Origin of the sequence: Mesorhizobium sp. M8A.F.Ca.ET.057.01.1.1 (assembly GCF_003952565.1) — a bacterium.
Classification (GTDB): domain Bacteria; phylum Pseudomonadota; class Alphaproteobacteria; order Rhizobiales; family Rhizobiaceae; genus Mesorhizobium.
Genome location: NZ_CP034454.1, coordinates 1,808,225 through 1,821,181 on the forward strand (window position 1 = coordinate 1,808,225; position 12,957 = coordinate 1,821,181).

General features: G+C 61.2%; 16 protein-coding genes and 1 pseudogene. 4 read left to right on the forward strand and 13 right to left on the reverse strand.

Going from position 1 to position 12,957, the window contains the following annotated elements; translation table 11 throughout:
- The 8 genes and pseudogenes from EJ077_RS31950 to EJ077_RS08240 all read right to left on the reverse strand — a co-directional run bounded on the left by EJ077_RS31950 (nt 1) and on the right by EJ077_RS08240 (nt 6,402).
- Complete coding sequence (locus EJ077_RS31950) at nt 1-444, reverse strand: glycosyltransferase family 4 protein (RefSeq protein WP_245458677.1); 444 nt, start codon at nt 442-444, stop codon at nt 1-3.
- A complete protein-coding gene (locus tag EJ077_RS31955; RefSeq protein WP_245458678.1) occupies nt 441-1,100 on the reverse strand; it encodes a glycosyltransferase family 4 protein in 660 nt (219 codons plus the stop codon). Before EJ077_RS31955 ends, EJ077_RS31950 begins: the two co-directional genes overlap by 4 nt.
- A pseudogene (locus EJ077_RS08215) lies at nt 1,085-2,376 on the reverse strand (TIGR04295 family B12-binding domain-containing radical SAM protein). The gene EJ077_RS31955 and the pseudogene EJ077_RS08215 overlap by 16 nt, the downstream one beginning before the upstream one ends.
- A complete protein-coding gene (locus tag EJ077_RS08220) occupies nt 2,373-3,449 on the reverse strand; it encodes an NAD-dependent epimerase/dehydratase family protein (RefSeq protein WP_208701063.1) in 1,077 nt (358 codons plus the stop codon). The pseudogene EJ077_RS08215 and the gene EJ077_RS08220 overlap by 4 nt, the downstream one beginning before the upstream one ends.
- Nucleotides 3,446-4,552: an NAD-dependent epimerase/dehydratase family protein gene (locus EJ077_RS08225; protein WP_208701065.1), complete on the reverse strand. Its 1,107-nt coding sequence runs from the start codon at nt 4,550-4,552 to the stop codon at nt 3,446-3,448. The genes EJ077_RS08220 and EJ077_RS08225 overlap by 4 nt, the downstream gene beginning before the upstream one ends.
- 338 nt (nt 4,553-4,890) lie before the next feature.
- Nucleotides 4,891-5,454 carry a response regulator gene (locus EJ077_RS08230; RefSeq protein WP_245458679.1) on the reverse strand — a complete coding sequence of 188 codons (564 nt, stop codon included), beginning with the start codon at nt 5,452-5,454 and terminating at the stop codon, nt 4,891-4,893.
- Nucleotides 5,455-5,479: 25 nt separating this feature from the next.
- On the reverse strand, nt 5,480-5,662 hold the full coding sequence (locus tag EJ077_RS08235) for a hypothetical protein (protein ID WP_208701069.1): 183 nt from the start codon (nt 5,660-5,662) through the stop codon (nt 5,480-5,482).
- Nucleotides 5,663-5,880: 218 nt separating this feature from the next.
- Nucleotides 5,881-6,402 carry a ferritin-like domain-containing protein gene (locus tag EJ077_RS08240; protein ID WP_208701071.1) on the reverse strand — a complete coding sequence of 174 codons (522 nt, stop codon included), beginning with the start codon at nt 6,400-6,402 and terminating at the stop codon, nt 5,881-5,883.
- Between the two features lie 324 nt (nt 6,403-6,726).
- Here EJ077_RS08240 and EJ077_RS31960 point away from each other — a divergent pair, with 324 nt between their 5' ends.
- The 3 genes from EJ077_RS31960 (at nt 6,727) to EJ077_RS08250 (ending at nt 8,699) form a co-directional block, all read left to right on the forward strand.
- A complete protein-coding gene (locus tag EJ077_RS31960) occupies nt 6,727-7,074 on the forward strand; it encodes a hypothetical protein (RefSeq protein ID WP_245458680.1) in 348 nt (115 codons plus the stop codon).
- Nucleotides 7,068-7,640 (forward strand): hypothetical protein, encoded by a 573-nt coding sequence (locus EJ077_RS31965; protein ID WP_245458681.1) that lies wholly within the window; start codon nt 7,068-7,070, stop codon nt 7,638-7,640. The genes EJ077_RS31960 and EJ077_RS31965 overlap by 7 nt, the downstream gene beginning before the upstream one ends.
- A gap of 147 nt (nt 7,641-7,787) precedes the next feature.
- Nucleotides 7,788-8,699, forward strand: a complete 912-nt coding sequence (locus tag EJ077_RS08250) for an alpha/beta hydrolase (protein WP_245458682.1) — start codon at nt 7,788-7,790, stop codon at nt 8,697-8,699.
- 61 nt (nt 8,700-8,760) lie between these two features.
- On the opposite strand, the gene EJ077_RS08255 is transcribed toward EJ077_RS08250, so the two are convergent.
- From EJ077_RS08255 to EJ077_RS08275, 5 genes are all read right to left on the reverse strand, one after another.
- Complete coding sequence (locus tag EJ077_RS08255; RefSeq protein WP_208701073.1) at nt 8,761-8,970, reverse strand: hypothetical protein; 210 nt, start codon at nt 8,968-8,970, stop codon at nt 8,761-8,763.
- A gap of 4 nt (nt 8,971-8,974) precedes the next feature.
- Nucleotides 8,975-9,217 carry a hypothetical protein gene (locus tag EJ077_RS08260; protein WP_208701075.1) on the reverse strand — a complete coding sequence of 81 codons (243 nt, stop codon included), beginning with the start codon at nt 9,215-9,217 and terminating at the stop codon, nt 8,975-8,977.
- A 286-nt stretch (nt 9,218-9,503) separates the two neighbouring features.
- Nucleotides 9,504-9,668 (reverse strand): hypothetical protein, encoded by a 165-nt coding sequence (locus EJ077_RS08265; protein WP_208701077.1) that lies wholly within the window; start codon nt 9,666-9,668, stop codon nt 9,504-9,506.
- Nucleotides 9,669-9,810: 142 nt separating this feature from the next.
- Entirely contained in the window at nt 9,811-10,254 is a 444-nt protein-coding gene (locus EJ077_RS08270) for a DUF983 domain-containing protein (protein WP_208701079.1), read from the reverse strand.
- Between the two features lie 497 nt (nt 10,255-10,751).
- A complete protein-coding gene (locus EJ077_RS08275; RefSeq protein ID WP_208702937.1) occupies nt 10,752-11,870 on the reverse strand; it encodes an NAD(P)/FAD-dependent oxidoreductase in 1,119 nt (372 codons plus the stop codon).
- Between the two features lie 115 nt (nt 11,871-11,985).
- Here EJ077_RS08275 and EJ077_RS08280 point away from each other — a divergent pair, with 115 nt between their 5' ends.
- On the forward strand, nt 11,986-12,891 hold the full coding sequence (locus EJ077_RS08280) for a LysR family transcriptional regulator (protein ID WP_208701081.1): 906 nt from the start codon (nt 11,986-11,988) through the stop codon (nt 12,889-12,891).
- Nucleotides 12,892-12,957 lie beyond the last annotated feature (66 nt).

The following is a 12,957-nucleotide window of genomic DNA, read 5'->3' on the forward strand; positions in this document are numbered from 1 at the left end:
TCAGCGCTCCGCCATGATGGAGGCTGCCCGGTCATAGACACCGCGCATCGCTGCTGCCTGGCGGGCCAGCGAAAACTCACGGCTGCGCCGGGCAGCTGCTTGGCCAAGTTCCCTCCGGTGTTGTTCGTCGCGGGAGACGCGGTCGATGCATGCGGCAAGCTGGCGCGGTTCGCGCTGGTCGTAGAACATAGCCGCCCCGTCCCACAATTCGCGGTAGGTGGCGATATCGGCGAGCACCAGGGGCGTTCCCGACGTTGCGGCTTCCAGCGCGGCCAGTCCGAATGGTTCGTAGCGGGAGGGTGATACGAAGATCCCGGCGATTGCCATCTGTGAGCGCACCTCTTGGTGCGGCAGCGACCCTAATGAAATGGCATGGTTGAACTCCGTGCGCTGGCCACCCGGACCGTGGAGCGGACCCGCGACAAAGACCGGCCATTGCGTCATTGACGCTGCCCTGTCCAAGCCCGCTGCATCTTTGCCTTCATCCCACCAGCGAGCGGCGGCGAAGACATGCGGTTGACGCTGTCGGGGCTTTGGCCCTGGGGGCGCGGCGTTTGCGACGACCACCAGGCTGGCCACGGGCCCATAGCAGGCTTCGAGCATATCGGCATGGCTGCGGCTGGGCGCGACGACGACATGGGCTCTCTCAAATCCGGATCTGTTGCGGTCCTTGTGCCAAGCCCACTCACCCTCGGCCGGTCCCCCTTTACGGCATGGAACCATGTCAGCACGCATGAGTGGGAGACCGCCACGACCGGGCATGCGACGTCGAGGCCTGCCGCTTGTGTCGGCGCGTTGAGGTGAACGAGATCGATGGCGTGGTTGCGTATTGGTTCGCGCAATTCCTGCGACAACGCGGTCAGTTCGCTGGGGTCGCGAGTCATCCAGTCGGGCGGGGTATTGAGCCAGATCAGGCTTGCGATGCTTCTCGCTTCCGCGCATTGCTGTGGGGAAGGCTGCGGGCCGAGGCCGGCAAGCACGACGCTGTCGCCATCGCGGACGAGGGTCCGGGTCAGGTCAAGCGCATAGCGCCAAACACCGCCTACTGCATCGACGGTCATCAGGATACGCCGCGAGCGTGAAGTCAATGCCCGCAGCATGCTGCCTCCAATTCCTGCAGCGGCCGCGGGCGTCTCTCCTGGATGTCGCTGAATGTCTGAAACGAAGCAAGATAGTGGTCGTGCGCGCGCTCCCAAGCGAGATCGTCCGGCTCACCCCACAGCTCGCGATAGCTGGGTGAGCTCGGATACGGGTAAAGCGGTACTGGCTCGTTCGCCCAAACGCCGTTGTCCATCAGGTGGCTTCTCCAATATTTAACCAGGGCAGGATCGTCCTCGACCACCCCGATCAAGTTGGCTTGAACGAAGGGAATGTGGAGCCGTGCACGAATCAGCAGCGCCGCAAGTTCTTCCGTTCCCAAACGGCAGCGCTTCGACAGCATGGCTCGGCCCTCGACTGTCAGGCTTTCAAGGCCGGCTTCGATGGACACGCAGCCTGCTTCTCCAAGCAGTTCCAGAAGCTCGGGCTTCCAGAGATCGATACGAGTTTGGACGCCAAACTTCACATCGCGCTGGACCAATGCCTCCAGGAGCGCTTTCTGGGGCAGGAATATCTCGTCGATAAAATAGATATACCCTACGCCCTGGCCGATCAGCCGATCGATCTCCGCGACCACCACCTCGTGACTTCGGCGGCGATAGGCGTCGCGAAAATCGATCTTGGCGCAGAAGCTGCAATTATAGGGGCAGCCGCGCGATGCCTCGACTTCGGCGCCGAACCCGACCTGCTGGTCATCGAACCTGTGATGATGGTGCGAATGGGTCGCGATCCATTCCGATGGCCATTCGAGCGGGGGTGATCTACGAAGGAACTGACGTGGACGCCGCCGTTGGAGACAAGCTTGCCGTCGCTGATGTAAGCAGTCGACGGCACGGACTTCCAGTCATCACGTCGGGCAAGTTCTGCAACAACCTCCTCGCACTCGCCGCGCACGACAATGTCGGCCCCGAGCTTGCGCAGGGTTGGCGCGGGTGTGGCCGAGCCATGCGGTCCGACCGCAACCGTGCGTCCGCCGCGCCCGGCGAGACGTCTGATGAAGTCGGCGGGCACCCGCAGTTCCGGTGGGGCGCAACGCCAGAACAGATAGGTTGGCGCGGTGCTGACGACCGTCATTTCTGGTGCGAATTTCGCGACCCTTTCGCAAAGCCCGGAATTGTCTAGCTTCTGCAACTGCCCATCCAGCATCAGAACCTGATGCCCGGCCGCTTCCAGCAGCGTTTTCGAATAGCCGAGCTCCAACGGAAGGTGCGGTTGGCGACAGCCGAAGTAGATGCTGTCGTCGTAGTTCCAGAGCGGGTTGACGAGGGCGACTTTCATGCAACGTACCTCACGGCCTCATCACTGACCTGAAGCCGATGCAGCGTCAGCCAGCCGGCCAGATCGCGGACGCCTGTGCGCCAGGCGACCTGGGCCTTCCAGCCGAGCGCTTGTTCGATCTTCTTGGTATTGGCAACGAAGAAGGGCTGGTCGCCCGGACGTTCACTCTCGTACCGGACCAACAGCTCTCGGCCAGTCAGTTCCCGGATTTCGCTCAACAAGAGGCGTAGGCTGAGCGCATTGCCAGGTCCGCCGCCGAGATTGAAAGCGCTACCTCGCACCGCATCGATTTTGTCGAGCGCGGCGCGGTACGCCCCAACCGCATCCGAGACGTGCAGAATGTCGCGCACCTGCCTGCCGCTGCCGTATATGGTGATCTGTCGTCCTGACAATGCGCTGAGCACGAAATGAGCGACCCAGCCCTGATCCTCGGTCCCGAACTGGCGCGGACCGTAGATGCAGCTCATGCGCAGCACCGCCGTCGGCAAGTCGTAGGACCTGGAGTAATCGAGTACATATTGATCCGCCGCACCCTTTGAGCAGCCATAGGGGGTGCAAAAGTCAAGTGCGCGGCTCTCATCGATGCCATGAGTTTCGATCCCGGCGTCGACCGAAACGTAGCGATCACCTTCCTCGCGAACGGCGATATCCGGGAGGCTGCCGTAAACCTTGTTGGTGCTGGCGAAGATGACCGGGATGTGCTCACCGCTGAGGCGCGCCGCCTCGAGCACGTTGAAAGTCCCCCGCAGGTTGATGTCGAAGTCTTCGCCAGGCTGCGCAAGGCTCGTCGTGACGGCGGTCTGGGCGGCAAGGTGGAAGATCGCCTTCGAGCCCATCAACGCCGGCGCCAACGCATTGGCGTCGCGTACGTCGATGGTTTCCACCGTGAGGCGGCGGCCGTGCTTTTGTGCCAGCCATTCCAGGTTTTGTTCGACGCCGGGGCGGCTCAAATTATCGATCACCAGCACCGGTTCTCCATCAGTCAACAGGCTGTCGGCGAGGTTGGATCCGATGAAGCCACTGCCGCCGACAATGGCGACCGGCGCTTCGCGGCGGCTGCGTGTACCCCTCATGTCACGAGCCCCCGTTCTTCGAGTTCGCGCCTCATGTCGGCACCGCGGTCCACGGCGATCGTGTTGCGCACCCAGGAGACGAATTCGTCCAGCGAATCCCCCAAGCGGTATTCGGGCTCGAAACCAAGCAATTCACGCGCCTTTGAAATGTCGGCGAAGCAGTTTCGGATATCGCCAGAGCGCGCCTTGCCGAGCAGGTCGGGCGAGAGGTCGGGTGTGCCCATGGCCTCGGCAAGCAACCGGGCAACCTCGCTGATGGCATAGGCTCGACCGTTGCCTATGTTGATGACGTGGCCCTTTGCCTGCCGTTGTTCGAGAGCAAGCCGAAAGCCGCGGGCAACGTCTCGCACATGAACAAAGTCCCGCTTCTGCTCACCATCCTCGAAGATCATCGGCCGTTGCCGGTTCGCAAGACGCGAAGCGAAGTTGGCAAGCACGCCGGTGTAGGGGTTTGACAGAGCCTGACCGGCTCCGAAGACGTTGAACAGTCGCAGCGCGACCGCATCAATGCCGTAAGCTTCGCCAAAGATTAGAACGGCGCGCTCCTGGGCGTATTTTGTCAGTGCATAAATGGAGGCGAGGTCGACGGGCTTTTCTTCATCTGTCGGCATCGGCGTGAGAGGCTCGCCCTCGGCGGATCGCGGATTCCATTGTCCGGTCTTGATGTCCGCTGCCTTGCGCCGCGCATTGTCGATGCGCTGGCCGCCCGGTGTCGCATAGAGACCCTCGCCGTAGACGCTCATCGATGATGCGACAACGATCCGCTCGACCGGATGCCTGATCAAGGCCTCGAGAAGCACCGCCGTGCCAAGATCATTGGTGCCGACATAGCGCGTGATCTCGTACATGGACTGACCGACGCCGACTTCGGCCGCCAGATGGATGACTGCGTCGATATCCTGCAAAGCTCTGGATACCGCGACAGGATCGCGAATGTCACCCTTGATCAGTTCGGCACCGGCCGGCATGGCCGTTGCTTCACCCGCATGAACCTGCTCCAGGAGAGAATCCAGTATGCATACGGAATAGCCCTGCTGGATGAGTTCCTGAGCTATATGACGGCCGATGAAGCCACAGCCTCCGGTAACCAATATGCGTTTCACGACAACTCCTTGGGCAGTGACCATGGCGCCCCGAACTTTTCCGCAAAAGGTTTGTTCCCTTGCAGCAACAAAGTTCCCGGTCGGTATCCGCCGGCGCGTCGCATGGATTGCCGCCTGCGTCCTTCGGGACACTCTCGGTAGAGCCGACCAAGCGGCGGTTCGTGGCTGGGCATGGAAATGCTGGGCGAGCGGGCGATATATCTACCGGTGGAGAGTTGCCCTCAGAGTGCCATCGGCAGCGTAAGACATGTGAGGCGAGCGGGTAGGCATCATGAAACGGCCCTCCCTCTACTCACGAGGGTCCCCCCGCTCCCACGGGGAAGGCCGCGAAGCCGACCTCAATGAAGCAGTTTGGCACCGCACGATTCTCCGACCGTGCGCATTATTTCGTTCAACCAATCTTCTGTCGACAACCCCGCAGCGCGTCGGTCAATGTCCCGAAGAGCCTGTTCGAGGGTCTTTTCGACCAGTCGGTCCGACGCCGCGACATCCCCGAGCCCCAGCCGGGCAGCCAACCTCAGCTTAGGCAGAATTGACAACACGTCATCAGTAGTGGCCGCACTTTCCTCTCGGACTCCTCGTTGCGGAAACAGCGCATCGAACACGGCCTGGCTGCCTGATGATTTGTGCAGGTTGCTGGCATAGCGAAGTCGATCCGGGATAACGGATTCACTGTCTCCAGTGAAGAACACGAACGGTATACCGCGGCGTTGCAACTCGTCAGCGACCGGAAACACTCGCCGGCCGTTGATGTTGATATCGAGGATGGCTGCCTGCGCGTTATCCGTGTAGTGGAACGCCTGCTCGATTGTCGCAACGGGCCCCAGGATTGTAGCGCCCATACTGCTGAAATAGCGAGCAAGGTCGTCAGCCAGCAGCCACTCATCTTCTACAATCAACAACTGAAGGCCCCGCACGTCCCGCACATCATTTTCCCTTCTTCACATCAGCGTCGGCTTCCATTTGGCGGTTCCGTTCGTCGATCGCAGCCTGCAGTTTTCGTGCAAGCGCCAGCATGCGGGGCGGAACTGGTCCCCTTTCGAGATTCTCCGGCGTCGAAGCGCCCGACAGCCAATCGGTGGATGTTCTCTCGCTGGAGCGTTTGGTCATATGATCACCTGAGCCATGCCCTTCAACGTAAAGCCGTGCAAACTTGTTCCTCGCCTTTCCAGAACGAGAGTTCTTCCCGGCCTCGCAGCCGTTTTGCCAGTTCTCCGAACCCCGCCGGGAGGCGGGACCCGCGGCGACCCCCGATCGGCACTGGACCTCGCTCTCCTACTTGCCCCGGCGATGCGACCGCTCACTGCACGAAGCCGACGAAACCTAGTCTAACTTTTCGCGGTCTCCCCCGCCTCCCTGAGCTTGGCGTATTGAAGGGTCACACTGCGCAGATTTTGCTGCAGCCATCGGGCCATGTTCTCTTCCTCGACCAGGTTCTGCTTCAGCACCCTTTCCGCGTCCTGAAAACCGCCGGCCTGCGACAGCACCAGCAACGAATTGTAGGCCGCTATCTCGAAGTTCTCGAACGCAAAATTCGCAAAGGAGTTCTTGAGTATCTCATCGCCCGCCATCGAATGCCCCATCGTTGCAAGGCTGCCGACCATCGACAAGGCGGTGTCTTTCAACATGGAGTGCTCCTCGTCGAAACTTTCCAGGATTGATTCCAGACGTGTGATCTGGCCCTCGGTTTCCTGGATATGCTGCTGCAGCCGATCAGCAACTTCGGGATAGTTTTCAATCCGCTCTACTTGCGGTTTCATGATGGATAGCGCCTGGTTCTCCATGGCATGCGCATTGCGCAGGCCGGTAATGAAAATCGACCGGGTCTCTGACGTGAAACTGGTGTTCATGAGGTTCTCCTACTGGTTCGACCGCGCCAAACCGAACGCCTTGCGATTTGTTCCACCGGCCTCGCATCGGCTTCCAGCAGGAAAAGCGTTGGGCTCGCACAATCTATCCGAGCGGGGAGACGAGACTGTCCGAAGGCATCCAGCGACTTGCCCTCAGGGGGTTCCGATTGTGAGCGGCCACGCACGGCATCACAAGTCTCGGTGCAAACCCAACCGGCCGCCAAACTTTGGCTGCGCAAAACTATATAATGCCCCGCAATGGGTGACGAACGATTCGCTGGCGCCAGGTGGGGTGGCGACGGGAGAACCCGGAAGGGCGGAACTATGATCAACTTCGAAACAAACATTTTCCCATTGTTCCATCCCCAGAGCGTGGACGACCTGAAGGATCCTTGTCCGGTGTTCGACGGGAAGCTGTGGCACGTGTTCGGATCGAGCGGCACCGTCAACAGCGAAACCTGGAAGATACTTCACGCCACCGCTCACGCCATTCACGGACCGTGGACGGAGCACGAAGCCATCGTCCTGCCGATTAGCGGTTCGGGTGTTGCCGCCCCTGGCGTCATCCATGATAGCGGCGTCTTCCACATGTTCATCCAGACTGAGTTCATGAAGTCGGGGGGCGTTGCGAGCATGCCGTATCCAATGACGGCTTTCATTGGGTCGTGCTGAAACCCGCGCTACTGTCGCTTCCCGATACCGGCGAGGATGGCATTTACGATCCTCATCCGGCCAACATCGGCGGGAAGCGATATCTTGTCTATTCAGGCATGCCCAAATTCACCAAGGTGCCGCAACCTGACATCTACCTGGCATACAGCCAATCCGATTCCTGGTTTGGGCCCTGGAAGCGGGCAGGCAAGATCCTGGACCATGCCGACCTGTCGCATCATAACAGCCGCGAGCATCCCGATTACGAATGGGGCATTGAAGGAGCCCAACTGGTGGAATTGCCAGACGGCCGCGTGCTTCTCAACGCCACGTGCTTCCTGCCTGAGGGGCAACGCGGCAGCCGCCAACGCGTCTTTTTCGCTCTGGCAGATGGCGTCAAGGGTCCTTACCGGTCCGTGGGGCCGGTGCTCAATCCTGGCGCGATCGGCGAAAACGGTCATTCCACCGTCATGATCGAGGGAGGCCAGCTCACGCTCTTTTACCAGAGCCGCGTCGAGGCCACGAACCACCGCTGGCGCTATGGCCTGGCAATATGCGACGTGGGCGTGTTTTCCAAGGTCGCCTGACGCCCGCTCAGAGGCGACGTGCCGGCCCGTGGTACTGAGAGCACCCAATCCTGGCGCAAAATCTGATGGGTCTCTAGTCGGGGAACAACCCACGACCTTGCTGGTTGGACAGTGTCCGAAAGATGCTGAACCGCTTGGATCCCTATCGTGTTTGCTAAACATTCCGGATACATTTTTCTTGGCGCTGCCGCTATCGCCTGTCTGGCGCTTGCCAACGCATCGCGTGCGAGACGAGCGCTTCTTGGCCGGCGGCCGGGCAAATTCATCGAGGTAAACGGAACATGCCTTCATTTCCTTGAAGCGGGCGTCGGCATGCCCCTGTTGCTGCTGCATGGCAACGGGGCCTCTGTCGAAGATTTCACCACCAGCGGCATCTTTGGCCAGGCAGCCGAGAAGTACCGCGTGGTCGCCTTCGATCGACCGGGCTTTGGCAGGAGCACGCGTCCCTCGGGCAAAGCCTGGTCCGCGTCAGCCCAAGCTGACCTTATCCATGCGGCCGCGGGCAAGCTTGGGATCCGCCACTATATGGTGCTTGGCCATTCGTGGGGCGCAGCGGTCGCGCTTGAGCTTGCACGCCGGCATCCGCGGTCTGTCACAGGGCTGGTCGTTGTCTCGGGCTATTACTACCCGCAGCCGCGTCTCGGCCTATTCCTGTCGGCGTTGCCGGCGTTGCCACTGGCCGGTCTGGCCTGGCGCCACACGCTTCTGCCGTTGCTGGTAAGGCTCGCCTGGCCCTGGGCAATGGCAAAGATATTCAATCCAGGCAGTGTCCCGGCCGAATTCGCAGGGATCACCAAGGAGCTTGCCAGCCGGCCCGCGCAGCTCCGGTCGATTTCCGCGGAATCTGCATTGATGCTTGCCGCTGCGCTGCTGCCAAGGCTCGACTACAGGGACATCGTGACGCTGACCGGCATCGTCGCAGGGGCCGGCGATAAGCTATTTGACGCGAAACGTCAGGCCAGCCGACTGCACGCCGAGCTTCGGGGTCGTTGCTCCAGATCGTACCTCATGCGGGCCACATGGCTCATCACACCGCGTCACAGGCTGTGCTCGCCATGATCGACGACGTTGCGGTGTTGGGGATGGCGCCGCCAAGCCGCGCCACCGCCAGCAGCGGGAACTAGCGCCCAAGCGGTTGCCTGGACACCGAAAGAAGCTCCTCCTCGTCCACAACTCCGGCCATGTAGTTGGCGATGATGCGCGAGGCCAGCGTCTCGCGCTGAGGACCAAGATCGTCACCCATCTTCAGCCTGTCGAACACGCGGCCCAGCAGGGCGACCTCTTCGGGAGTAAACCGTCCCGCTTCCTGGGCTTTTTTACGGATCGGCATAGCGTCAGGCGGCTTCTAGCGAAATTGCCGAGCCTGCCTCCTCGATGCGGACGTCCAGGCCTTGATCACGCGCGTACTCGGCGATCATTTGGGCGAGGAAGTTGTCCGATATCGGGTCCGTCTCGAATTGCCGGATGGCTCTGATAGCAAGGGCAATGCATATAAATTGATGTTTGCGCCGCCTCACGTCGACATAGTGCTCAACCAGAGTTTTCAGGCGTCTGGCCTGGGTGTATTCGCCAACCATATGACCTCCCTTGGTCGCGAGCCTGTTTCGGCTTCTGCGCCGAACTGCAAACCGTCATCAATGTTCCAGCTGAAATTGAATTTACCCACGCGAAGGTTCTGGGGCTATGGGAGGGTGGCGGCCCTAAGCTATCGCCGGGCTCGGGTGAAGAGTCGCGGAGTTTCCATCTAACTCGCCCGGAGCGCTGACAGTGACCCAAGCACCGGCGTCATCCGCCGGCATTTGGCCAAGCACGACAGGGAAGGCTCACACTCGCGCGAGTATTTCGCCGGTATTGTAAAATAATTCAGTCTCCCGCCTCTTTTTCGTAGAGACGCCGGGTTTGCTCTTCGCTGGCCCGGCGCGCCGCCAGGCTTCTCTTCCGCCTCGTTGCCAGCGCGTAAATGATCACGGCTAGCAGGATCAGCGGCCCGCCGGTGATGACCACCAGCCACATCTCGTTGCCTGACATTCACGTCTCCTTGATGCTGTTGGACCGCTGAGGCGCGACAAACCATGTCCGGCGAGCGGCGGCGACCAAACTTCGTCACAATCTGTATGTTCCGGCAGACGGTCCACATCGTTCTCTGCGATCAGGACATTGGGTGCAGTCATCAGGGACGGTGAGGCTGGTCGATGCCGGCGTGCTGTTCAATTCGTTGCCGCTCAAGTTCGGCAGCGTGCCATTCCCTGTCGATGCTGCCTTCCGCAGCCTTGTGAAAATACTGCGAACAAACAAGCCAGCCTTTCAACGGGCGGAGCAACAGGACGCACGCTGCAACGGTAAGCGGGAGGGTGATCAGGAGATGGATCCAGAAAGGCGGCTCACAGCTCAACTGCAGCCACAAGGCGGCCGCGAGCGCAGGAAATGCTACAATCGACATTGAGAAGAATGCCGGGCCGTCGGCAGGATCGGCAAATGAAAAGTCGAGGCCGCATATGTCGCAACGAGGGGCTAGTTTTATCAGGCCGGAAAATAGATGTCCTTTCTGGCACCGGGGGCACAAGCCTTTGATACCCGTCAGGAGTGGAGTGGTGGTTTCATCATAGGTCGCCATTCTGCCTAACTTGATCTAAGGTACGGTGTTCCATCGCTCGCCCCGATCAAGGCGCCGCATTTTGCTCAATGCGGAGCCCGGGCTTCAGTCAGATTCAGGGCGGTTTGCCCGATATTAATACATCCTCCGGCCCTACCAACTTATGACATATCAATAAGTTACGCATAATTCTCAGAAATTAAGCGAGCATCATCGGGCACCTTGATGAGTTTTGATGGAATGATTTTCGGCCCGTTGGTCAATTTTCTCCATGCTGTTGATGTTGCCTGTGAGACTTAGCGTGGGCCTCTGGATTTCGAAAGGCTCTCCGACGGTCGATGCGGTGATCGGCGGTAACGGCGTGCGAAAGGGCGGGCCTGACCGATACCAAACGTGCTCTGGAAGGCTTAGGAACGATGGCTTCGCGTCATCTCGGTCGCTGCAGTGAGTTCGGGCGTTTCCAAAAAGCGGTCATTGCCTGTGGCATCGAGGAGGCCAATCGCGATCGATTTGTTTCGTTAAGCTTCTCGGCTGAAGCGATCCACCCTGAAATCATCCAGCGGCGTTTCGCATCGGCCGGTCGCGATGAGCTCGGCCATGGCGTCGCCGACGCCCAGTCCGAGCTGGAAGCCGTGTCCGCTGAAGCCGAAGGCGTGGAACAGGCCCCGCGTCGTCGCCGAACGTCCGATGACTGGCAGCATGTCGCGCACATAACCCTCGCAGCCGGACCAGGTGCGGATGACCGTGGCCTGCGCGATGGCCGGCAGCAGTCTCGCGACGGCGCGCAATTGCGTGGGCAGGCTTGTCGGGTCCGCTGTTGCATGGCCGGGATCGAGGTCCACCTCTACTCTTTCGGACGCACCGCCGAACACGATGTTGCCGCGCTCGACCTGACGCAGATAGGCGCCATGGTCCTTGTCGCGCGTCCAGATGCCGACCACCGGCAGGATTCGATGCGGCAGCGGTTCGGTCACACCCATTTGCGGGCCGCGCGCGTCGAGCGGGACGTCCTCGCCGAACCGCGCGGCGATGCGCGCACCCCAGGCGCCGGCAGTGTTGAGCAGGCACTCGGCGGCAAATGTGCCTTTTGAGCTGGTGACTACGAAGCTGGACGCGGTATGCCCGATCGTCTGGACCGCCGCTTCGTCTACGATTTCCGCGCCCAGCCGGCGAGCAGCTTCGGCTAAAGCCGGCGCGATCAGCCTGGGATTTCCGCTGCCATCCTGCGGCGAGAATGACGCCGCGATGGCAGCAGGGCCGAGACCGGGAAAGCGAGCGCAAATCTCGCGCGGGCCGAGCTCTTCCAACGTGAGCCCCCAGGGCTGTGCCGCCTCGGCATAGGCGCGCATGTCGACAAGACTGGCCTCGTCGAAGATCAAGCGGATATGGCCTGTGGCGCGGAATTCGACGTCGCGGCCTAGCATTGTCTCGGCCTCGCGCCAAAGTCGGAGCGAGCGGTGAGCCAGCGGGAGCTGCGACAGGTGACGCGCCGTGCGCCTGATGTTGCCGAAAGAAGCGATGGTTGCCCCGCTGCCGATCCGGTTGCTCTCGACTAACGTCACACGCACGCCGCGCCGGGCGAGGAAATAGGCCGAAGCCGTTCCCATCAATCCGCCGCCCAGCACGATCACATCCATAGTCATTCCTTGTGCAGTGCGGATGAACCTAGAACACGCCGATCTTGTCCGCGCCGTGCTGTTGCGTCAAAGATGTGTTTGGACAGAAGCCATAAGCTTTACCTATGGAGTAGCCATGCGGGCCCGGCAGCTCGAAGTGTTCATCGCTGTCACGCGCGCAGGCACCGTCACCGCCGCGGCGCGGATGCTCAACATTTCCCAACCGGCGCTCAGCCAGATATTGCTCCACGCCGAGGACGAACTCGGCTTTACCCTGTTCGAGCGGGTGAAGGGTCGCTTGCGGCCGACCCCGGAGGCGCTCGAAATCTTTCCCGATGCCGAGAGACTGTCGGCGGGGCTTGAAGGCTTGCGCCGCAAGACCACCGACCTGCGTCTCGGCCGGGCAGGACTGGTGCGGGTCGCCGCCTCGCCGCCGCCGGCCATGGCGATATTGCCGCGTGCGTTCACCAAATTCCGGGTCCAGCACCCCAACATGATGCTGCGAGCCCACAGCGCGCCGATCGCGGCGATCGTCGACATGCTGCGCGCGGGCGATGCCAGCCTCGGCGTCGCCTTGGACGACCGGTTGCCGCCCGATATCGAAGCGGAGGTGATCGGCAGCATCGGCTTCGCCTGCCTGCTGCCCGAAGGGCATGCGCTGCGAGACAAAGCCGAACTGACGCTGGCCGACCTTGCCGGGGAGGAGTTGATATCCTATCGCGGCAACACCCGACCCGCCGACGAACTGGCCCACGCAGCGCGTGCGCAAGGCATTACGCTTTCGCCGTCGCTCGAGATCGACGTCTCCATCTCCGCCGTCGGCTTCGTCCAGGCCGGGCTGGGCATCGGTCTGGTCGACGCGTTGCTTCCCTGGCGCCAGTTCGCCGGGCTTGCGGTCAGGCCGCTGGCGGGGGGGCCGGAATTTCCGATCGCGCTTCTGACCTCGCGGACACGGGCCCTTTCACGCGCCGACGAGATGATGCGCGACGAAATCCGCGCGGCCTGTGCCACCGTCCTCGGCAACCATCGCACCAAGGCATAAGCAAGACTTATATCTTCGCCCTTCATCCGTCTTGGACCCGCCCCAGCCTCTCATGCCAGCTTTGGT